The organism is Bifidobacterium sp. ESL0682 (assembly GCF_029392815.1).
GTDB lineage: Bacteria > Actinomycetota > Actinomycetes > Actinomycetales > Bifidobacteriaceae > Bifidobacterium.
Window position 1 is genome coordinate 21,689 of record NZ_CP113942.1, and the last position, 22,276, is coordinate 43,964.

General features: G+C 54.8%; 14 protein-coding genes, 2 tRNA genes and 2 pseudogenes. 9 read left to right on the plus strand and 9 right to left on the minus strand.

Annotated features, from left to right (window positions below; translation table 11 throughout):
- The first annotated feature begins 316 nt into the window (after nucleotides 1-316).
- The gene (locus OZX57_RS00075; protein WP_277162224.1) at nucleotides 317-4,042 is read left to right on the plus strand and encodes a CshA/CshB family fibrillar adhesin-related protein; all 3,726 of its coding nucleotides are present in this window, start codon (nucleotides 317-319) and stop codon (nucleotides 4,040-4,042) included.
- 936 nt (nucleotides 4,043-4,978) lie between these two features.
- On the opposite strand, the gene OZX57_RS00080 is transcribed toward OZX57_RS00075, so the two are convergent.
- The 5 genes from OZX57_RS00080 to OZX57_RS00100 form a co-directional block, all read right to left on the minus strand.
- Nucleotides 4,979-5,353, minus strand: coding sequence for a hypothetical protein (locus OZX57_RS00080; RefSeq protein ID WP_277162225.1), 375 nt, complete (start codon nucleotides 5,351-5,353; stop codon nucleotides 4,979-4,981).
- On the minus strand, nucleotides 5,350-8,214 hold the full coding sequence (gene feoB, locus OZX57_RS00085; RefSeq protein WP_348637171.1) for a ferrous iron transport protein B: 2,865 nt from the start codon (nucleotides 8,212-8,214) through the stop codon (nucleotides 5,350-5,352). Before feoB ends, OZX57_RS00080 begins: the two co-directional genes overlap by 4 nt.
- Nucleotides 8,124-8,363: a ferrous iron transport protein A gene (locus tag OZX57_RS00090; RefSeq protein ID WP_277162227.1), complete on the minus strand. Its 240-nt coding sequence runs from the start codon at nucleotides 8,361-8,363 to the stop codon at nucleotides 8,124-8,126. Before OZX57_RS00090 ends, feoB begins: the two co-directional genes overlap by 91 nt.
- 130 nt (nucleotides 8,364-8,493) lie before the next feature.
- Nucleotides 8,494-8,566 (minus strand) — tRNA-Ala (locus tag OZX57_RS00095).
- Nucleotides 8,567-8,623: 57 nt separating this feature from the next.
- Nucleotides 8,624-8,697, minus strand: a tRNA-Ile gene (locus tag OZX57_RS00100).
- A 138-nt stretch (nucleotides 8,698-8,835) separates the two neighbouring features.
- On the opposite strand from OZX57_RS00100, the pseudogene OZX57_RS00105 reads away from it, so the two are divergent.
- Nucleotides 8,836-9,434 (plus strand): annotated as a pseudogene (locus OZX57_RS00105) (SprT family zinc-dependent metalloprotease).
- 150 nt (nucleotides 9,435-9,584) lie between these two features.
- Nucleotides 9,585-10,412 carry an SDR family NAD(P)-dependent oxidoreductase gene (locus OZX57_RS00110; RefSeq protein WP_277162228.1) on the plus strand — a complete coding sequence of 276 codons (828 nt, stop codon included), beginning with the start codon at nucleotides 9,585-9,587 and terminating at the stop codon, nucleotides 10,410-10,412.
- A 234-nt stretch (nucleotides 10,413-10,646) separates the two neighbouring features.
- Here OZX57_RS00110 and OZX57_RS00115 read toward each other — a convergent pair whose 3' ends face one another.
- Both OZX57_RS00115 and OZX57_RS00120 read right to left on the minus strand, forming a co-directional pair.
- Nucleotides 10,647-11,144 (minus strand): DNA starvation/stationary phase protection protein, encoded by a 498-nt coding sequence (locus OZX57_RS00115; RefSeq protein WP_277162229.1) that lies wholly within the window; start codon nucleotides 11,142-11,144, stop codon nucleotides 10,647-10,649.
- A 383-nt stretch (nucleotides 11,145-11,527) separates the two neighbouring features.
- On the minus strand, nucleotides 11,528-12,595 hold the full coding sequence (locus tag OZX57_RS00120) for a Fic family protein (RefSeq protein ID WP_348637172.1): 1,068 nt from the start codon (nucleotides 12,593-12,595) through the stop codon (nucleotides 11,528-11,530).
- 153 nt (nucleotides 12,596-12,748) lie between these two features.
- Here OZX57_RS00120 and OZX57_RS00125 point away from each other — a divergent pair, with 153 nt between their 5' ends.
- Nucleotides 12,749-13,279, plus strand: coding sequence for a DUF1643 domain-containing protein (locus OZX57_RS00125; protein ID WP_277162230.1), 531 nt, complete (start codon nucleotides 12,749-12,751; stop codon nucleotides 13,277-13,279).
- A 9-nt stretch (nucleotides 13,280-13,288) separates the two neighbouring features.
- On the opposite strand, the gene OZX57_RS00130 is transcribed toward OZX57_RS00125, so the two are convergent.
- Complete coding sequence (locus tag OZX57_RS00130) at nucleotides 13,289-14,623, minus strand: hemolysin family protein (RefSeq protein ID WP_277162231.1); 1,335 nt, start codon at nucleotides 14,621-14,623, stop codon at nucleotides 13,289-13,291.
- 330 nt (nucleotides 14,624-14,953) lie between these two features.
- Here OZX57_RS00130 and OZX57_RS00135 point away from each other — a divergent pair, with 330 nt between their 5' ends.
- Nucleotides 14,954-17,650 carry a leucine-rich repeat domain-containing protein gene (locus tag OZX57_RS00135; protein ID WP_277162232.1) on the plus strand — a complete coding sequence of 899 codons (2,697 nt, stop codon included), beginning with the start codon at nucleotides 14,954-14,956 and terminating at the stop codon, nucleotides 17,648-17,650.
- Between the two features lie 117 nt (nucleotides 17,651-17,767).
- Here OZX57_RS00135 and OZX57_RS00140 read toward each other — a convergent pair whose 3' ends face one another.
- Nucleotides 17,768-18,763 carry a LacI family DNA-binding transcriptional regulator gene (locus OZX57_RS00140; RefSeq protein ID WP_277162233.1) on the minus strand — a complete coding sequence of 332 codons (996 nt, stop codon included), beginning with the start codon at nucleotides 18,761-18,763 and terminating at the stop codon, nucleotides 17,768-17,770.
- A gap of 349 nt (nucleotides 18,764-19,112) precedes the next feature.
- Between OZX57_RS00140 and OZX57_RS00145 the strand changes: the two are divergent.
- The 4 genes and pseudogenes from OZX57_RS00145 to OZX57_RS00160 all read left to right on the plus strand — a co-directional run.
- Nucleotides 19,113-19,580 (plus strand): annotated as a pseudogene (locus OZX57_RS00145) (extracellular solute-binding protein); the annotation flags it as partial.
- Nucleotides 19,581-19,681: 101 nt separating this feature from the next.
- Complete coding sequence (locus OZX57_RS00150) at nucleotides 19,682-20,251, plus strand: extracellular solute-binding protein (protein ID WP_277162234.1); 570 nt, start codon at nucleotides 19,682-19,684, stop codon at nucleotides 20,249-20,251.
- An 18-nt stretch (nucleotides 20,252-20,269) separates the two neighbouring features.
- Nucleotides 20,270-21,235, plus strand: a complete 966-nt coding sequence (locus OZX57_RS00155) for a sugar ABC transporter permease (protein WP_277162235.1) — start codon at nucleotides 20,270-20,272, stop codon at nucleotides 21,233-21,235.
- Between the two features lie 2 nt (nucleotides 21,236-21,237).
- Complete coding sequence (locus OZX57_RS00160; RefSeq protein WP_277162236.1) at nucleotides 21,238-22,152, plus strand: carbohydrate ABC transporter permease; 915 nt, start codon at nucleotides 21,238-21,240, stop codon at nucleotides 22,150-22,152.
- The last annotated feature ends 124 nt before the right edge of the window (nucleotides 22,153-22,276 follow it).

A 22,276-nucleotide genomic window follows, 5' to 3' on the forward strand; every position in this document is an offset into this window, starting at 1 on the left:
TGAAAATTAGATATTACGAATTCAAATGTCTTCGTGACCTTATAGGCGGTGTTCTTCGATCCGCGATTCCGCTCGTTTCGTTTGCCTTGATGCTGACGAGTGCAAGTAATTCCAGTGGCTGTTCTTTATATCGAACGATTTAAGCGCTTTTGTCCATTTATAAATATTGTTAATAGATCGTCAAAACGTTCTACTGTCTGATTAATTATTTGAATTAATTATAAATGTGACATTATGGTATTGGTTCCGCTATTCAACGGTGATGAGTTACGGAACCGATATTCATCTTCAGAAGGTTCGATGAGAGGAGCCGAAGATGCGAGGGCATGAGAATGTTGTGAAGCAGGTTGGTGTGAAGCTGGCCGGTATGATTGGCGCGATTGCCATGAGTCTGGTTGGCATGGCGGTGTCGGGGACAGCGAACGCCGAGTCGGCGGCCCCCGAGACCGGAGTCGGCACGCGAACTTTGGCCACTGACGGCCAAGGCAGGTTTCGCGAAGCCATCAACTGGGTGCAGTGGGGCAAAGAGGAACAGGAGCTGACCGCTGGCAAAGTGGTATGGACTACCCCTGTTCGCGTGGGCGCCACCCATTGGTCTGCTACCAGATGCTCGATAGTTTCCGCTGGCGGTGCGGATGAAGCGCTTTCCGATACACATCCGATGCTGACGTATCGTTCCGGGGATTGGCCCGGCGACGGATTGCCCTATCTCTACAACAAGGGCGGTGTGCGTTCCAACACCATGGTGACAGGGATTGGCAACTACAATGACACGGAAAAGGTGTCGTTTGATTTCAGTTGCGCAGCCTATCTGATCAATTCGCCGACCGATCCTACCGGCACATTGAATGAAGGCACTTCCACCGCGGCGTATACGCAAGTGCCGTTGCAGGGCTTGATTTTCGCAGATGCCGAGTCCAACAACTGGGTTCGTTATCCCGACGGCTCCTATGAGCAGGAGGAATACATCAAGGCACGGCCTGAGAGCAGTATTGCCGGCCAGACCCCTACGTGGCGTCTGCTGGACAGCTACCGCACGCCCGGCTGCACCACGAACTCGGTGGCGGAGCTCAAGGACGATACCATGCGTTTCCGTTCCGATGGCGCGCAATGCTCCAATATGGAGCCATATAACACCTATAGTGGCCCTTCATCGGTGATGTTCCTGCAGGGCTCGCAGCATGCGCGGGTGACGCTCAAGGGCGGCGGCAATACGGCCGTGGCGCTTGGAAGCATCGCGTTGCCTGACTTTGGCGATGCCCCGTTAAGCTACGGAGCGGCCAGCTCCCTGTTCCAGCCGGAATGGTACGGCGGCGAGTTGGGTGCCGACATCACTGGTACGCCTTATACCGGCGATCCGATCGATCCCGACAACACCATGGTGGGCGGCACGCTGTTCAACCTTTCGCAGGCGAAGGACGATTTCGCGACCAACAACACCAAGCTGGCTGGTTTCACCGAGCCGACTCCGCGTTTGGGCGTGCATGAGGACGCCGAAGAGCGGACCATTTTCTCCGATAACGCGAACGGAGATGATCTCAACAGCACCCATCCGATTTCCGGCCATGGCGCTAATGAGAACGACGAGGACGGATTGGCTGCGGCGCCGCATGGCACGTCCGGCAATGTCGACATCATTCCGAATGGCGATACATTCCAGCAAACCGTGAGTTGCGCGGCCGATGGCATGGCCCAGGTCAGGGGCTGGATCGACTGGAATCGCAACGGAGTCTTCGACGAACGTACTGAATCCAGTGATCAGGTGGATTGCACCGGGTCCAGCCCGGCTCCAGGCGGCGGATTCACGCAGGGTTCTGCCACGTTGACGTGGAATGTCCCGGCCGACGCCGTGCCGTCGGTGAAAGGTAAGAGTGGATTGTCGCAATCGTTTGAACGTCTTCGCATTACCAACGAAACCGATCCTTCAACTGGCCGTGTGATATCGCTGCCCGCGACTGGTGCAACCACCGGTGGCGAGGTCGAGGACTACGCGGTGGATGTGCACGTTTCCACGCTCCACGTACTGGTGAACCTTCCCGGCGGCCGGCAAGATCCGACCGATCAGTTCGCCCTGAACGCCGCGAACTCGAGCGGTACCAGTGTCGGCTCCGCGACCACGTCCGGCAATGCAAACGGCTTGCAGTCGCAGCAGATTGGGCCTCATCCCTATGCTCCTGGCACCGATTACACCGTCTCGGCTCCGCTCGCCCCGGGTTCGGCCAGTGGTGCAAATCGTTACCAAAGCAGTCTTTCCTGCGTCGATCTGGTCAGCCATACCGCCGTCGCGGTCGATGCGAACGGCAAGTTCACGATGCCGGCGGACGCCAATGTGCAATGCACGTTCGTCGAGTCGGTGCGGTCGAACCCGAAGCTGACAGTCATCACGCACGTCAACGGTGGGTCGGCGCTACCTTCCGATTTCCCGGTGACGGCGACCTCAACTGCCGACGGCACGTCGACGCCTGTTCCTGACAGCTCTCCGGTGGCACTCGGGCAGGGTTCCTACAAGCTTTCTACGGATATGTCCAATAGGCCAGGCTACAAGCTCACCAGCCCGCTGAGCTGCACCGTCGGTACGCCTCCCGTTGCGGTGAGCATGGCTAACGCGACGGTGGCGCTTGCCAACGGTGACAGTGTGAACTGCGAACAGACGGTGACGCCTCGCAAGGCGACATTGACGCTGAAGACGATAGTGGAGCGTGGCGATGCGAAGCCCATCGACTTCAACTTCACTGTGCAGCTGTCCGGTGGCAGCAAGCCGAAGGTCTATCTGCAAGGTGTGCCGCACTTCTCGGCTGGTAATATCGCCGGCATCATCGGCTCCCTCAAGAACGGCTATGTGCAAGATGGCGATATTTTGTACTATCGAAACGGCGATATGACTCGTCGTGCCCCGCTACTGCTGTCCGAAGTAAGGGAAGCGTTGAGGGATGGCGAGAGCGTGACCGGTGTTCGTAAGGTCACTACTCATTGGCCGAAGCTGACGGTGAAACGCGTGCGCCATTATCATTACGGCGGCACGCCTGCGTGCGACGGATCGCATGTCATGATTGGCTATCAGGGCTTCCCGGGCCATGAGGCCGCGCTCGGCCGGTCGCGATACGTTCCGAGTGGCAAGCATTTCATTGCGCAGTCGATTAACCGCGGTTATCAGCAAGAGAGCATCAGTGCTCAGCTTGCGGATGGGACGCCGGTTCCAATTGGCCCGGATGGCACGTTCGATGTGCCGAAGGACGTTGATGAGACGGTCACGATAGTTGATGTGGATGAGCCTGGAACGTTGGCATGGTCGCGTTTGGATCAATATAGTGGCGCGTTGCTTCCTGGTTCGCATTGGCAGCTGCATGGCCCTAAGGGCGAAGTAGTTGACGTGTCGGACTGCACCGCGGAAGTGTGCACTGGCGTGGATCAGGATCCGACGCCGGGCAAGTTCAAGGTCAATGGCGATGGCTGGGGCGGCTGGACGATTGCTGAGACGCAAGCCCCCGCTGGTTACCTGCCTACTGCGCCCCAGAAATTGACGCTGGATCCTAACGATCCCGCCGGTCTCGAGGCCGGGTTGCATAAGTCGACGATATTCGAAAACGGCGATCCTGTGAGCTGTGGTCCCGGCTGTGGTTCTGTCCAACTGAAGCCGCCCAGCAGCGGCCCTGCGGCTGGTGTCCCTACTGGCGGTCCGACTGGTGCCCCGGCCAATGGCCCTGCAACTGGTAGCCCTACTGGCGGTCCGGCCGATGGCCCCGCGAAACCACATGGCCCGCAAGGTGGTCTGCATACGCAGCATGATCCCGCAGATTCGGGCAATCAGGTAACGCAGTCAGGTGCCAAGCCGGGAGCTGCTTCCATGGCACAAGGTGCATCCGGATTCGGTGCAAGCCCTTCGGCTCCGGCCAAGCGCAGCGGTAAGGATTCGCGTAACGCCCGGCTTTCGCAAACCGGTTCCGATGTTGTCGTGATTGCAGTTATCGCACTCGCCATGCTGGCTCTGGGTCTACTACTCTCAAAGTGGACCCGTCGTGCCTCGCATCGCCGCACCCTGTAGAGATCCTATACTGGATCTCTCGCGTTGAGGTGGGCAAGCGTGCTGAGATACAGAGTGCGCTTGCCCTGCGAGAACCTGTTCGGCAGAGCGGTATTGCCGATACGGTGCAGGCATTAGGGTTCCATGATCTGGAGGTCGCTGTGCTTCTAGGTGCCGTCGAGTGATTCATGCTTGTGCTCATGTTCGACAAACAATAAGCACCTTTGGGAAAATAAGAGACTTATAGGCATTGCGCTTATAAGTCTCTTAAATTGTCAGACGAAATATGGATAATGTATTTCAATTTTGGGGAGATGCCTAGTTATACTGTCGTTTGTCTGCTGTAGATGAAGAGAGCGTGTCGGGAACCTCGGCGATGAGGAATTGCTGGCAAGTATCCGTTTAATTTGCAGAGATAAAGGAGAAGGATGCCGCATGGGAGGGTTTGGTTTGGGTTTTTTCCCATGCGGCACCCGGAATGATCCCGCTTGGCTGGGTGTTAGTAAACCAAAGCGGGAAGTCTTTAATTGTGACACACAAACCGCGGCAAAGGAGTTATTGCGGTGCTGTGTACCTTGCTGGTCGTTTACGAGCCTAGAACCGCTTCGCGGAAGAGAGACTTATTCAACGAACATATTCACTATAACATAATAAATAGACATAAATATATCAAATGTGTGGAAAATCACGGTCAACGTTGCTTTTATTGATTGTTCCCGGATGGTTCGTCTTCAAAACCCCACTTTTAAGCGGTTTCTAGCTGGTGGCGATGAAAGCTTTGTCTTGAGATACATTTTTTCCTGTATCGCTGTTTGCTGCATGTCGAGGGCAGAATGTTTGTGCAACTATTGCGCAATGGTTTGGGGTGCCGGCCGCTTGAATAACTGGGAATACAAGCAGGTTGACGTTTGCAATCTAGATTAATTGAAATGATATAACGCTGGCGGGCTGGGAGCCCTATCGCTGCAACTTCGCCTTGAGGCGGCCGAAGACGGACTGGTGCTGACGAATGTCTTTTGGCAGAATGGGGCAACCGGCACAGACCAAGGATTCCGGATCTGGGTCGCAACCTTCGCCGGTGCTGGAGTTGCACGAACGTAGGTCGTAGATGTTGAGGCGCCCGGCCGCGCGCTCCTGTGTGATAATGAGGTCGATGAAATCCAACGGCAGGTTGAGGCTGGTGGCAATCATGCGTGGGGTTTGGCCATGGGTGAGGCCGTCGATGACCTTTTCGGCTGTGGATAGAGAGGTTCGATTATCGGGTTTTGATAGGTTAGGGGAATTGCCAGAGATTTTACGGAAACCATCATTGCTGATATCTGCGGTTGTCATAACAACCGCCCGACTTGGAAGACGACAATGGCCAATATATATGCCACTATCAGTCCTGTCGCCACCGATTGCATCGCAGTTTTCATGCCATATTGCCGCTTCATTTCGGCTACTGTTGCAAGGCAGGGCGTATAAGCGAGGATGAAGATCATGAAGGCTGCTGCGGCGGCGTTGGGGTGGCCTTCGCTGGACTTCTCAAAACTCTGGTGCACAGCTTGGCCGAGGCTCCCCTGGCCTTGCGCCTGCTCGGATTGGTCGCCGGAATCGTTGATGGCGTAGCTCTGCGAGAGCGAGCCGACCACGACCTCTTTGGCCACGAAACCGGTGACGAGTGCGGCCGAAGCGTGCCAATCATCAAAACCAGCCGGCTTGAAAACGGGTGCGATGGCCGACGAGGCTGCGCCGAACACGGAATTTTCGACCTCGTCGACATGGCCGAATGAGTTGGTGCCGGCCGCGCCCGCCGAAATCGGAATGGCGGAGAGCACCCACACGACGATGAGCATGCTGACAATGACTGAGCTCGCGCCGGTGATGAACGACCAGAGACGCTGCAGCACGGACTTCAGCAGCTGCAGCAGACGCGGCATCTGATAGGGCGGCAGTTCCATGGCAAACGGCTGGGTCTTGAGATCCTTGAACTGCGTCTTACGCAGCGCGAAGCCGACGGCCAGGATGATGGCGATGGAGCTGACGTACATCAGGAAAATGGCGAGGCCGGCGAACTTGCCGAAGAACGCGTAGGCCAGCACCACGTAGACGCTCAGACGGGCTGAGCATGACGTGAACGGGATTAGCAGGCCGGTGAGTAGACGTTGCCGGGAGTCCGGCAGCGTGCGTGTGGAGGCCAGCGCCGGCAGGTTGCATCCGAAGCCGACTACCAGCGGTAAGAACGCCCGCCCGTCGAGGCCGACCATGCGCATCGCGCGGTCCATCACGAACGCTGCACGTGCCAGGTAGCCCGAATCCTCAAGAAGCGAGAGGATGATGAACATGATGCCCATCGGTGGTATGAACGTGCACACCGTGATTGCGCCGTTGAGGAACCCGTCGACGATAAGCGAGTAAAGCCACCCGTCAAGCGAGCCCTTGCCGGCGATGGCGGTGAAGATCCAGGCGATGCCGTCCGTGCACCAGCCGCGCAAGGTGACGTCGAACCAATCCTGCAGAGGCCCGGCCAGCGTGGTGGTCGCTTCGAAAACAAGGAACATGGTGACGAGGAAAACCACGAGGCCGATTGCCGGATGCAACAGCACACGATCGAGCTTGTCGGAGAACGTCTCGCGATTCGCTGTGGTCACCGCGCCCTGCGGCAGCCCCTTGTTGATTTCCTTCAGCTTCTCAGCAATCCAGTCAAACCGCTGGTTCGAAGTCTCTTGCACCCATTGCGAGACTTCCTCCTGCGTTGCGCTCGAAGGAGGCGCAGGAATGCTGGTGACTGGTGTCGGTGTCAATTGCACATGAATCTCGCGAGAAACAGCCGCTCCGCCCTCATCCAATGCAGGTGTCGCATTTTCCGCCTTGGCCAGCGTGGTTTCCATGATTTCCGAAGCTTTTTGTGCGGCTTCGACTACTATTTCTGTGGCTGCCTCTTCGGATACCGCTTTCCCAGCTGTTTCCGCCGGTTCTCGCGTCTGTTTGTTGTCCTTGATCGCGTTTGTCTTAGTTATTTCATCATGCAATGGAGCAGTTTGCTCGGCATGCTGCTCATCTTTCGCTGCTCTGACTTCGGTCAGCGTGGTCGCGATGGTGTCCAGCAGCTCGGCCTTGCCCTGGCCGGTGCGGCCGTCGACACGGACCATCGGAATACCTGGAAGCGTGCGCTCGAGTCGTTTCAATGTGACCGGTGAGTCCTGCTTTTCCGCCAAGTCGAGCATGGTGACCGCAACAATAATTGGGAATCCCAGATCCATCAGCTGGCTTAACAGATAATACGATTTCGAAGGCGAGGTTGCGTTGAACGTAAAGACGATGACATCGGGCTTCGCATAGCTGCGGCGGCCCATCGCCGCCTCCCCCGCGACCTGCTCGTCTGGACTGTAGGCATCGAGTGAAGCTGTGCCAGGGGTATCGATGAAGTCCCAGCGCTCATCATCGCGTTCCAGGCTGCCGGATTCCACCAAAACCGTGGTGCCAGGCGCATTCATCACGGTCGCGCTTGCGCCGAGCACTGCATTGAACAGTGTCGATTTACCGACGTTGGGATTGCCGACGAAAACGATGCGCGGGTTGGCATGCACGGGTTTTCCGGCCATTTCCTCCATGCCGGCCACGTGTCTAGATTCGCTGATGTGGCCGTTGCCGGATTCGTCATGATGATGGTGACGCTGCGGCAGCAGCACTGCCAGTCCACGACGATGATGATGACCGCTGTGGCCGCCGTGCCCCGCATGGCTTTCACACTCGGCGCATGCGCCGTGCCCACCTTCAGGGCCACTGATTCCTCTGCCGCCGCAGCAATCTGCTGGTTCTGGCATCAGGTCTGGGTCGTTGGAATTATTGGCTCTGTCGGAATTACTTGTGCTGCTGACTCCGCCGGCATTGTCGGAATCGTTGGCGTTGCCTGCATTGCCGTTAGTAAGCTTGCTGGGATTGCTTGCATTGCCTGGGTCGCTGGGCCTACCGACATTGAGATCGTCGTCGATACCGTTGTGTGCGCTGTGGCTGCCATAAGCCGTTGTCCCGCTATTGAGAGGTTCGGCAGGCAGTGCGGCCGTACTCTTTTTGTCCATAATTTGCCCGCCAGGTCTCGTCGGTGATGCTATCGGTATTATAAACGTTGCGTTCGGGGTGCCACGAAAATGTGGCGTGCGGTGGCCCCGTCGATGGCGATGCGCTCGCCGCCGTGCGCCACCACGCATCCGCCGAACATCGCCTTTTGGATGACGCGAATCGGCTCATGCACGCGGAACCCGAGCTCGTTCAACCTAAAGCGGTTGCGAGCTTCGAAGTCCATCCTGCATATTTCCACATCCACGCCAAGTGGGCAGGTTCGCAACGATTCAGCCATACTTCGGAGAATAGCTATTCCGCGCTTAGTTGTAAAGCATTTTTCTCGAAAATCTCAATAAATCTTTGGTCGAGAGACGGGAAGCTGCAAACAGAATGTTGGAATAGCCAGCATTTAATAGAGATAAAAGTGGAGCTAGCCGGGTTCGAACCGGCGACCCTCTGCTTGCAAAGCAGATGCGCTACCAGCTGCGCCATAGCCCCAGAAACACAACAATTCTTAAGCCGAAATCTTTGGGATTTGAACTTGAGAACATTGCGTGGGCCCGGGAGGACTTGAACCTCCGACCTCATCCTTATCAGGGATGCGCTCTAACCAGCTGAGCTACGGGCCCAATCAGCACGCTTTAAGACGTACAAGGAGATAGTCTACCAGCTAGATACCGATAGTCAACTCAACGGCCATGCGTGTCGTGAACGTTTGTTGAAGATATCGGGTGATTTCGGTCAATCGCACGCGAGACAATGCAGATATGCCTTATCGCCGTCGTCCAAAAGCCAAGACCGTCTCTCGTGTCACGTTGCGTGTCGACGATTTGGACATCAACGTGACGCGCAAGATCATGCGGAATATGTATTTGCGTATCAAAACCGCTGGGCTGGCAAGATCGAGGTGAGCGCTCCGACGAGAATGAGCGACGCAGAAATCGCGGCGTTCGTACGAGGACGTCGGGATTGGATTGAGCGGCAAAGAAAACGTATGGCCGAGAAAAGTGCTGCCTCGGATTTCGAATGGACGGACGAGCGCAAACAGTTGGCGCAAGCCAATATCAACGCGCAGTTGCCGACTCTATTGGAGCACTGGGAGCCAATTATCGGGCGTAAACCGACGCATATCACGTTGCGACTGATGACTTCGCGTTGGGGGTCCTGCACGCCTAAGACCGGTCGCATCCGCCTCAACTTGCAGCTTGGGCTGATGGATCCGCGCTTCCTTGAGTACGTGCTGGTCCATGAAATGACGCATCTCTGGGCGAGTGGTCATGGTGCCGAATTCCAGCGCCTCATGGATGAATATCTGCCGAATTGGCGCAGGTTGCGGCGAGATCTCAACCGTGAAATGGTGTGGTGACGGATTTTCGTAATATTTATGCATTTTTATGTGCCTTGCCGAGAGTCAAGCAACATGATTTGCGGTAGCGTTAGTACTGAATGATTGCTGCATCGCCAACGTGGGCGACGCGATGAAAATGTGCTCGAAAGAGCGGCGAGGAGGTTCTCGATGGTGGGGACATTGGCCGGCAATACGGCGGAAAATGAAGGTAAATCCGAGATTCGGCTTGGCAACACCGTTACGTCCAAGCGCGCGGTGGTCACAGGCGCGTCCAGTGGCATCGGGCGTGCGACGGTGCTGCAGTTGGCGTCGGCCGGCTGGAAAGTCGTGGCGCTTGCGCGGCGCCGTGACAAGCTCATCGAGCTTTCCGACCAGCTTGGCGACGCGTGCGAATACGTGGTGTGCGACCTCACCAATGAAGTCTCGACGCAGGCAGCGGTCAATCGGATTCTGCGAGGCGGGCCAGTCAAGGCGCTGATCAATAGTGCTGGTGGGGCAATCGGACAGGACACCATCGAAGAGGGCAATATCGAGGACTGGCGCAGAATGTACGACGTCAATGTGCTTGGTACCTTGCGGATCACGCAAAAGCTGTTGCCGGCCCTGAAGCGGGCTCCGGGCGGTGGCACGGTGGTATTCATCTCTTCGGTGGCCGGCATCGAGGCCTACGAAGGCGGCGGCGGATATTGCGCGGCGAAATCGGCCGAGCGCGTGTTGGCCCAAACGTTGCGTTTCGAGCAGGTCGGCCAGCCATTGCGCGTTATCGATGTTTCGCCGGGCATGGTGGAAACCAAGGAGTTTTCGCTGAATCGTTTCCATGGCGACCAGGCCAAGGCTGACGCGGTGTATGAGGGCGTGCCGAACCCGTTGACCGCCGACGACATCGCCGAGTGCATCGAGTGGGCGGTTGATTTGCCGGACGCCGTCGATATCGATTCGCTCGTGGTTCGTCCGCGTGCCCAGGCTTCTGCCCAGAGGGTCTATCGCGAAAGCTGAGCTTGGTTTCTCGTAGCAAATTCTCGCAGTAAAACGAACGTTGCGCCTTCACCCAGACTGATGGGTGAAGGCGCAACGTTCTTATTGTGTGAGTGATGCCGATAAAACGGCGTCAGACAACGAAAATGCCTTGCCATTCAGGATGAGAGTGAATGGCAAGGCATTAATAAACTGCAACTGAGGTTTCAAGCAAACCTATGAATCGATTTGCCGTAAACCGAACAGCCCTGAAGCTCAGGCGTGGGCCTGCTCTTCGATCAGGTGGCTGTTCATGAACCAGTTGAAGTGCTCGAGTTCCTGCACATGGTCCTGCATGATGTTGGAGCTGATGATGTCGATCGGGTCGAGTTCCTTGTAGGCGTTGCGCTCGGCGACGATGAAGTCGGCATAGTAGTCGACCAGGGCCTTCAGGTAATCCTGGGTGTTCTGGCGGCCCATAAGCTTGAACTCAGGCCAGGTGCGGTTGCTGATGATGGACTCGGGCGTGCCTTCGGCGCTGCCGCCGAGGGTCGCGATGCGCTCTGCGGTCTCGTCGGCCATGTTGCGCACGGCGTCGACCTCAGGATCGAGCATTTCGTGCACGCCGATGAAGCTCGGGCCAGCCACGTTCCAGTGCGCATGCTTGAGGATCAGCGAAGCCTCTTCCTCCTGTGCCAAGCGGTTCTGCAGAACCGAAACGACCTTGTCCGAAGTTGCCTGATCAAGGCCGGGGCTCAAAAATTCATCTGCCATAATATTTCCTTCCTTTTGCGAAATCCGTTACCTCTATTCTAGCGTTTTGCGATGTGGCTCACATAGGTTCATCTCTGGCCCAATTTTGCTGAAAACGTTGAAATATCGCGGTTTCTGAGGTAGAAAAGACGGGTTGTGCCAGCTTATCGTCATCAAAGTTTGCGTGTATTGAAGGGTTCGGCACGTCATCTGCAAGATTATCCGCCCCAACGTTGGGCAACATCCCGAATTGTGTCGTGTTCCACAGTGCCCCAATGTGTGTTGCGCCGTGCCTTTTCTGAGGTTACAGCGAACGTGCGGTGAGTTATTGCTTCCTCACTAAACGACTGTTATCTATTTGCAAACCTGAATGTTGTCCGTTTGCTTTTTGAATTTAGCGCTTTTTAATGATGCAAACTGACGTATCTGGTGGATCGGCCTGCGCCGAGCTTTTGGATTTGGCCTTCGTTGAGCAGGGTTTTCAGCGTGCGCTCGATGGTCGAAGTACTGATATCGGGAAGCGTTTGCTGGATATCGGCTTTGGAGAGCGGACTGAGGCTTTGATTGAGAATATCGGTGATGCGCTGCTTTTTGGTTGTTGCGTGGTGTAGCGAAATCGGAACCCTTATGGCTGCTGCTCGTTCGTCAAACTCTCGATAGGCTGCCAAAATGATGCCAAGTAGATAGTTGACGAATGGCGCATAATCGTTGGTATTTTCGTTCCAGCCGACAGTACTTGCGGCCAAAGCCTCGTAATAGGTGGCTCTGCTTTGCTCGATAAGGTGTTCGATGCTGATATATTTTCCGATTTCGTAGCCGGAACGATAGAGCAAAAGCAGCGTCAGCAGCCGGCTCATGCGGCCGTTGCCGTCATTGAACGGATGGATGCAAGTGAAATCGAAAACGAACATGCAGGTCAGCAATAAGGCATCAATGTCGCCGGCTTCGTTCGTTTTGTTGTAATCGTCGCATGCTGCAGCCATGAGCTCTGGCGTCTGAAGCGACGATGGCGGCGTGAACCTGACTCTCGCATGCCCGGTCCCGTCCGATTCGACAATCATGTTGTCGGTGTCTTTCCAATGGCCGGCGAAAGCAAGTGGTGTATGGCGGAATAGATCGCGGTGCAGTTGCAGAATGATATTCGGTTTCAGCGGTATATAGGCATAGTTTTCATGGATGGTCTGAAGTACATCACGATAGCCCGCAATTTCTTCCTCATCGCGATTCCTTGGTGCTACTTTCTCGCTGACGATGCCGACCAGACGTTTATTGGTAGTCGAAATCCCTTCAATGCGGTTTGATGCATCAGTACTTTGAACACGTGCGACATTGACCAGTGGCTCCGCAAGCTCAGGACTAATCTGCAGTTGCGCATTCTGCCGCCCTTTAGCCTCGTGAATCGCATTGAGCAAATTCACGGTATGCGGCATCAGCAATTCGTGCCCGGACTTCCCATAGTCAAAAATATGCATTTTATCTGCACCATTTTCTGCATCATTAATAACTTTTCTGCATCATATTATAGCAAGATGATGCAGAAAAGTGTTTGATGAGGCAGAGACGTAGATTAAAATTATTTTAATTATTTCAGTGTTTTTAAATTCGTTAATTGATTGGAGTCAGCGATGACAAAGATAGAAGGTACAGCTGAATTTGGGGATGAGGTATATAGATATCGTTATTTACTCACTAGAACATGGGATGACTCTCTTCCCAAAGCAGCCTTTATTCTTTTAAATCCTTCAACTGCAGATGCAGAAAAGAACGACTCGACTGTTGAATGTTGTATAAAATATGCCCAACAATGGAAAGCTGACAAATCAGGCGGGATTATCATCCTGAATTTGTTTGCCTTTACAACTTCTGATCCCGAAGAGCTCGCTGCTTTTGGATATCCTATCGGCCCGCAAAATGATCATCAATTTCGTGTGCTTGGAGCTGCATTCCGAGATGGATTAGTTAACCACATTGTCGTAGGTTGGGGAGGAAATCGGCCAAAAGAAAGAATTTGTAAAGTTATTCAGTTGCTTGGTGATGTAAAGATTGAATGCCTAATGAAAAATGCTGATGGTAGTCCTCGGCATCCGCATGCTCGTCAATACCAAGTTCCTTATGGCCAGAAGCTGGAATCTTGGGATATTACAGACATGCGATAATCTTATTTATTAGTTATCTGAATTCTCTTTCCCGCTTTTCCTTACTTCGATGGTTTCGATGCGGCGGCCGTCGACCTTAGTGACGACCATGTCGTAGCCGTCGTCGGAGTGGAGGGTTTCGCCTACCTCGCCCATGCGGCCAGTGTGGGCAAGGAAGTAGCCGGCGACCGTCTCGTACGGGCCGTCTTCCAGCTCGATGCCGGTGAGGTCGGCGAAGTCCTCGATGGTCATGCCGCCGTCGACCGTGGCCACGCCGTCTGTGAATGCGGTTTCGCCGTTGCGGCCGTCTCCGATGCCGTTGGCTGCGCCGCCGTTGCCGTCTTCCGGCAGATCGTATTCGTCGCGGATGTCACCAACGAGCTCTTCGGTCATATCTTCCAATGTGACGATGCCGTCAGTTCCGCCGTATTCGTCGATGACGACCGCCAGGTGAATCCCGCGTTTACGCAGCAGGGCGAGGCTCGGCAAAAGCTTTGAAGTGCCGGGCAGCGAAATGCCTTCACGGGTCACGTCGGCCACGGTTTTCGCATCAGGGTTGCGGACGTCAAGCAGATCGCGGACGTGCACAAAGCCGATTACGTCGTCAAAGTCCTTACCGGTGACCGGATAGCGGGAATATGGCATCTCGCGTACGTATTTCGCGGCTTCTTCAATCGGCTGAGAACCTTCCAAGAAAACCACGTCGGCGCGCGGCCGCATCACTTCGGCCACAATGGTTTCCGAGGCGTCGAATACGTCGTCGAGAATGGTGCGCTCGTCTTTGCTCAGGTTCGTGTTGGAATTGACCAGCACGCGCAGCTCTTTGTCGCTGACCTCGGTTTCGGTCTGGCTCGGGTCGAAGCCCAAGAGCCGCACGATGCCGTTGGTGCTTCTGGCGATGAGCCAGATGATCGGCCGGCAGATTTTGGCGAAAATATCGACGGCAGGCACTGCGGCGCGGGCGATCTGCTCGGTGCGCTGCATGGCGATACGCTTCGGCACCATTTCGGCGATGACGATGTCGCAGAACGAAATGATCAAAGTCAGCACAATGGTGGTGCCAGGAGACGCGATATGGTGCGGAATGCCCCAGCTCTCGACGACCGGCTCGACCCAGGGTGCGATGGCGGATTCACCGAACGACGCCGAGAAGAAGCCGGAAAGCGTCACGCCGATTTGCACGGTGGAAAGGAAGGTATTTGGATCGCGTGCGATTCGGGCGACCTTCTGCCCGCGCGCATCCTCCTGCTCCATCTCATCGAGTTGTGAGCCGCGAAGGCTCACCAGCGCGAGCTCGGTGCACGAAAAGACGCCGCCGATGATCAGGAAAATAAAGACGAAGACGATATCCAAGGCCAATGACATGACTCCAGTCTAGAAGACCGGCGGGGCAAACTGAGGCGCTTTGGCGGTCGGGCGCCAGATTGCGCTCAAAGTAAATCGATTGAAGAATAAAACGTAGGACATCATTTTTACATATCTAGAATCTTTATGATGTATTATTTAAATAAATTTGACGTGAATGTTGTATATTTATGTCTACATATAATACAATAATTCGTCAATAGGGTATTTTGTGTTGGTAAAAATTTGATGACTGCATGATTTCAGGGCAGGCGGCATTGCGGCTGTAATTCGCGTTTGGATGACGCGATTGGGGTGCAATGTGCCTCAAGGCACTGGAAAGGGGTTATTGTGCGGACGCAGATGCGTAAGTGGTTGTGGATTGCCGTGATTCTGATACTACTGGCTATATGTCTCGGCGTGGCTGTTGCCATTTCCCAACAGAAGCCTGTTTTCGGCGGATACGTGAATGGCATGGTTGCAAAGTGTGCGTCATCGGTTTCGGCCTCGCAGAAGAGCGAAAGAGCCTCCCGTATCGATTCCTTAGCAAAATATACGAGGCAGACCGAGAACCGGGCATCGCAGCCCAATGGCGGTACCTCATCTAGCGGCGTTAATCAGCCGAATCATGCTGCCAGTAATGTTGATTTTCGAGCGGCCTATTCGCTGACGTACGACGCGAACATGGGCGAAGGATTATTTTGGGCCGGAACAGGCACCGGGCATGAGACCACTTGTTCGGCCCAGCATGCTTCCGGAGAGACGGTCTCTTTGACGACCGGAGATGCAGGTGATTGTTGGACCAGCAAGCCGGCTTGGGACGGCTATCGTTTCATGGGCTGGTCGACGACAAAACTGACTCCGTTCAGCACGTTCCGAGATGCCAAGGCCCATGTTACGGATACCATGACGATGTCGGCGGACGGGCAAACGGTGTATGCGGTATGGACGAAGGTCTATACGGTGACGTTCAAGACGCAGATGAATGCTGACGGCATTGCTGCCAGTACTCCGCCGACTCTGTTGACCGAGCAGCTGGATATAGATGAGTTGCCCACGACTCCAACGCCGCCGGAGACCTATAATAAAGGGCTCAATTTCATGGGCTGGGGCGTAAGCAAAGACAGCACGGACACCAGCGGTGAGGGCGTTATGGTGCCGTTCGACGCGACGGTGCCGGTCACCGGTAGCGAGACGGTGTGGCCGATGTGGGGTTATGAGGACACGTTGGACGGGCATGACCACAAGTGCATCATGGGTGTTGATACGGTGGCCACATGCTTCCCCGATGAGGAGCTGGCGCAGACATTGATCAAATCGGCGCAGGCGACCGCTGGTATCAAGGTTTCGGATGTATGGACCCAACGTGACGCGTTGTTCTTCGGGAATTTGAACTTCAATTTGGGTACGGGCAACGAGACGGAAAATGTCCAGCTGAAGATTTCCGAGCTGGACGGTCTGCAGACGCTCACAGGCTTAGGAGAATTGCATATCAGCGACGCGCCGGGGTACATCCTTGATGCGCATAGCAATGATTTGCATCAGTTGCAATACTTGCCGAAGCTTTCGAACCTTTTCGCGATCGGCGACGGGATTACTGATGTCAGCAAGCTTTCCGGGTTGTCGAATTTGGCGATTCTATATCTGTCGAACAATAACATTTCCGATGTCAGCGGTCTTTCCGGGTTGTCGAATTTGGCGAATCTGGAACTGACCAACAACAAGGTTTCTGATTTACGCGGTCTTTCCGGCTTGTCGAGTCTGCAATCGCTGTATCTGTCCCACAACAAGGTTTCTAGTTTGGACGGTCTTTCCGGCTTGTCGAAGTTGCAGATTCTGGACTTGTCCGACAATCAGATTTCCGATCTCTCCGGTCTGGCTTCGCCGCGCACTGCGCCATTGACCAACCTTAAAGGTCTGTATCTTGACGACAACGAGATTGATGATGTGTCGCCTTTGAGCCAACTGCAGGCGTTGGATACGCTACGGCTGAAACACAACAAGATTCCCTCCATTGATAAATTGGCCTCGTTGCATGCAATGTACTCGCTTTCTTTGGACGACAACACCATCGGCGACATCAGCGTCATCAACCATACGAATTTCCCGTATCTCAACATGCTCGGATTATCCAGCAACGATGTCAGCGACATCAGTTCCTTGCGTGGCATGACCAGTCTCAGTAAACTGTGGCTGCATCATAACAATGTTTCGGATATCTCTCCACTGGAGGGGCTGACAGGGCTGACCATACTCTATATCGGTAGCAACTGTATCCGTGATATTTCACCGCTGAAGAATCTCGTAAACTTGAGTGGCGGCACCAACTACAGTTGCGATGTCGGCAATTCCAACTTCTGCGCCGACAATCAAAAAGTGACGTTGCCGCAGTTGACGGCTGATCCGGGGCTGTCGATGCCCACAGCGGTGACGTTGCAGAAATCGTCGACCGATGGTTCGGTGTCTGGCGCTGCTGTCGAGCCAATGTCCGATTCGTCCGTCTTGCCCAGCGCAGGCCATTTTGATGCCGAGCATCAGCAACTGACGTGGGCTGGCCCGATGCCGTTCAATAGTGATGATTCCCCGGAACCGTTGACTCAGGAGTTCTCTGCTGCAGTGCAGTTGCCCAATACCACCGGCATCTTTTCGGGTACTATTACCGGATCTTACAAAGTCGCGCAGCACGTGGTTACGTTTGATCTTGGCGAGGACGCGTTGTTGCCGGGGCAATCGTCATCGGCGCAGGTGTACAGCGGCTACAAGCTTGAGACTCCGACTGTCGTTCCAACGCGCGTGGGATACCGTTTCACCGGTTGGTACGATCAAGTGAATCCGTCGGGAACGGGTGTCGGAGACACGTTCGATTTCACGAATACACCGGTGACCAAGGATGTGACGCTGCACGCAGGATGGATTCCTGTGACCTCAAACCTTCCGTTTACCGGCGCTTCGGACCGGGCTTATTGGTGGCGCGGCGGGCTTGCCGTGGTCGCGTTGGTATCGGCTCTGGCCAGTGGATTATTGAAGCGATATGCCGTCGAGCGGTAGTACGGATGCCGGGGTCTGAGCTTTTGGCATGGATCAGATGAGCGACCGGCGGATTTTGATGAATTTAAGATACGACCAAGATATGAGCCAGTGAGACCAATAGGATTTCGTAATTGCTTATTTTGTTTCCATGTTGCAGCCGCAAGACTGTCTAATTACTAGTTTCGCCTCGAGTAGATGTAAACTGGGTTTGAAATCTGGGTCGATTGCCGTTTCCAGGGCAAGCCGTGCGATGGCCTTGGGATCCTGCTCGAGCACGGTAAGTTCCGGGTAGGTATATTGCGAATCGACAGTGCCGTCGAACGAGATAATGGCCATTTCCTCGGGGACCCGTATCCCCCGTTCGTGCATGGCTCTCAGCGCACCCAGCGCAATGAGATCCGAACCGGCGAATATGGCAGTCGGGCGATCCGGGGCATCGAGGATGCGCAGCATGGCCTCATACCCACCATTGCGCGTGAAGCTTGTATATTCGATATGCCCGGCCGGTATCCCCCTTTGCGTGAAGGCGTGATACCAACCTTTGACGCGTCCGTCGCTGATTCCATTGAGTGAATTGCCGATGATCATATCGACGTTGGTGTGGCCGTGTTCAAAAAGGTGAGCCATGCCTGTTTCCACGGCTTTGGCATAGTCCGTTGAAATGGTGGTGGCGTTGGCGAGTTTTCTGTCAACATCGAAAACAATGAATTTGCAGCTTTCAGTATTAATCGGCGAAAGCTCAATGTTTTCGCAAGGGGAGATAAACAGCGCTTCGACGTTGCGGTTGATGAGCTGTTCGGTGACGAGGTGCTCTCGTTCCGGGCTGCCGTGAGAAGCCGCGAACAGCATCGAATACCCTTGCTCGGCTGCGAGCATTTCCAGTTCTTCATAGACTCCGGCATTGAAAGGATTGGTCATATCGTTGATTACGGCGCCGAGTGTATTGGAATTGCCGGTGCGCAGCGCTCGAGCGATTGAATTTGGTTGGTAGTTCAGTTTTCGTGCGGCTTGGAGTACTCGTTTTGTGGTTTTTTCGGATACGTTGCGTGGGCCCTTGTTGAAAACGTAACTAACTACTGCTGTAGAAACGTTGGCTAAACGAGCTACATCATTGCGAGTTGCCTTGGCCATGAGAATCCTTTGCAGTTAATGGAAACGAGCGGATTATTACAGTATAGATTCAAGGCTGAATTATCAAAGCTTTAGCAGGAGGCCGTTGGCTGACGTTTGAATTATTTTCTCGTTGGTTGCCGATGAGAGTTGCAAATTAAAATCTACACGTGTAGTATTCAAAATTGTTGTTAGAGAGAAACTCAACACGGTTGTTAGCTCTCTCTTTTTAACTCAACGGAAGAGGTGTGTTATGAAAAAGTTTCGAATCGGAGCCGCTGTGGTGAGTGCGGCTTTGGCGTTGACCGGTCTTTCGGCTTGTGGCGGTGGATCGAATTCGTCGAATTCCAAAACCATTGAATTTATGACGATGCAGTCTTCGGGAACTCCGCAACTCAAGGCATTGCAGACCATTGCCAAGGATTTCGAAAAGGCAAACCCCGGTGTCAATATCAAGCTGCTGCCGGGCACCGATAGCAATGAAAACGACATCAAAGTTCGTCTGGCTGGGCACAATCCGCCTGATATCTGGGCCACGCACGGCTGGTCCCGCGATCGATACGGCAACTTCCTGGAGCCGTTGCAGAATCGTTCCTGGGCGAAGAACCTGAAGCCTCTTGGCGACAGCATCTTCAAGGACGGCAAGGGCAATCTCTATGCGCTTCCTGTAGATATTCAGGTTTCGGGAGTCATGTACAACAAGACTGTGCTGCAAAAGGTCGGCATCGACCCCAAGAGCATTACGACATGGGACGAGTTCGATCAGGCATGCGCCAAGGTCAAGGCTGCTGGCCTTACGCCAATTGTCAGCAATCCGAAGGACCCCGGCGCCGACGGCGACATCGCCGATTACCTCCTGCCAGGCATGTATACGGATGCTCAGCTGAAGGACCTCAAAAGGGCAAGTTCGACACCAGCGTTTACGAGCAGTACACTTCGTTGGTCAAGAAGTGGGCCGATGCCAAGTACTTCAACGTCGACTACACCTCTGCCAGCGCGGATGACGATGCCCGCGCGATGGCCTCCGACCAGGCTGCGTTCTTCCTGCGCGCCAATGGCAATGCCCAGCTCATGGAATCCTTCAATCCCAACGTCAAACTGGGTATGTTCCCCGTTCCGGCCCAGGTCGGCAAGCCCTACTTCTCCACCGGCGAGGACATGGCGTTCGGCGTCTCCAAGACGAGCAAGAACAAGGACGAGGCTCTCAAGTTCATCGATTTCATGGCCAAGCCCGCCAACATGCAGAAACTGGTCAACGTCAGCATGAATGATTCCGCGCTCAAGGGCATCAACTCGGCCTTGGGGCAATTCCAAGACACTTACGACTACTGGGTCAACAATCAGAAGACCCGCACGGTGCCCTTCTTCGACCGCGCCTACTTGCCCAATGGCATGTACAACACGTTGGCCAAGTCGACCGACGGCCTCATCACCGGTCAACTGACTCCGCAGTCGGCGGCCGAGCAGGTCAAGACCTCCTTCAACAGCCTGTACGGGCAGAAGTCCTGATTTCGAGGAGTGACTATCGTGACTAGCGAACAATCTCGGCAAGCTGAGATGGCTGGTCCGCCTGCGGACGCCGCTGAACCGTTGCCTAGGCCAAAGAGCCGAAACAACGGTTCGCGGCGGCGGTTCCACGGAGCGGCTGTCAATCTCTTCTATCTGCCCGTCGTCATCATTCTGACGGTGTTCATCATTTACCCCCTGATTTCCGGCATCGGCTTGTCGCTGACCAACTGGGATGGATACAACGCCACCAAAACCTTCGTCGGATTGGCCAATTACCGCCAGATTTTTGCCGACCATAATTTCGGCACCATTCTCATCAACACGTTCATCTATGGCATCGGCAGCACGGTGATTCAGCAGATTCTGGGCCTGGCGCTCGCTCTGCTGCTCAACACCAAGATTCATGGTAAGACGCTGATTCGTGCCATCATCTACCTTCCCGCGCTGGTCGCGCCTGTGGTGATGGGCATCATGTACTACTTCATCTTCCAGTACCAGCAGGGTGCATTGAACCAGATTCTGGTCTGGCTGGGACTGCCGAAGGTGGCGTGGTTCAACAACGCGCACTTCTCCGTGGCGATTATTGTGCTGGTCAACTCCATCCAGTTCGTCGGCGTCTCGATGATTATCTACCTTTCCGGCTTGCAGACCATGGACCAGGAAGTGCTGGAAGCTGCCGAGGTTGACGGGGCGCACGGCTGGAAGAAATTCTGGAACGTTCAATTGCCGCTTCTGGCACCCTCCTTCACCACCAGCGTGGTCCTGAACCTCATCGGTGGTCTGAAGCTCTACGACGTCATCAAGGTGCTGACCGGCGGCGGCCCGGGCTATTCCACCAACTCGCTATCCACCTACATCGGCACGGTTTACTTCGATAACCAGGCTGCGGGCTACGCTTCGGCGATCGGTGTGGTGCTGTTCATCATCATCGCGGTGGTCACGTTCGCTGTGAACAAAGGCCTAGCCAAGTTGGAGTGGGAGTGATTATGAGCGGAAAAACACAAGTGAAGTCCATATCAGCATCCGAAGTTTCACGCGCTCATGAGACGCGCGAGCAACGCGAACAGCGCAAGGAACGTAAGGAATACCAGCGTGGGCGTTGGGCGATCTACCTGTTTTTGGCTATCGTTATCGTTTGCCAACTGGTGCCGTTCTATCTGGCGATCACCACCTCACTGAAGCCTGCGGACGACATGACGTCGGCGCTTATCCCTCGCACGGCGAATCTGGCTTGGAGCAACTGGACCGCCGCCATCAACGAAGGCGGCATCCTCAAGTCGGTGCTTAACAGTGTCATCGTCACTGCTGTCACCACGCTGCTGGTCTGCGTGCTTGGTGCGGCCGCGGCGTATCCATTGGCGAGAAGACAGACGCGGTTCAATGGCCTGGTGTCGGCATTTATCCTCTCCATGATGATGATTCCGCCGCTGTCCATCCTGGTGCCGCTTTATACCTTCCTCGTCAATATCCACGGCTCGAACACGTATTGGGGCATCATTCTGGTGCTCACCGCCACGAACCTACCGCTTTCCGTCTTCCTGTACACCGCGTTCATCAAGGCGATTCCGCCGGCCATCGACGAGGCAGGCACCATCGACGGCGCCAACAAGCTGCAGGTGTTCGGCAGGCTTATCCTGCCGATGCTCAAGCCCGTGACGGCCACCGTGGTCATCATGACCGGCTCGACGGTCTGGAACGATTACGCGCTTTCCAGCTACATCCTCACCGATCCGGCCAAGCAAACCATCGCCCCGCGCGTGGCCTCGTTCTTCTCGGCGAACACCAACAATCTGGGAATTGCCGCTGCGGCTGCGTTGATTGCCGCGGTGCCTATGGTCGTGGCCTATATGTTCCTGCAGAAGTATTTCATCGCCGGCATGGTTGCTGGTTCGGTGAAGTGACGGGCATCATGCGTATGCCGTCGAAGTCATTGCATTGCTTTTTGGGAAAATGACCTCGACGGCCTGCGTGACATTGGGATGCACAGTCGATAACAAGCAGTTGACATTTATTCAAAACATTCAG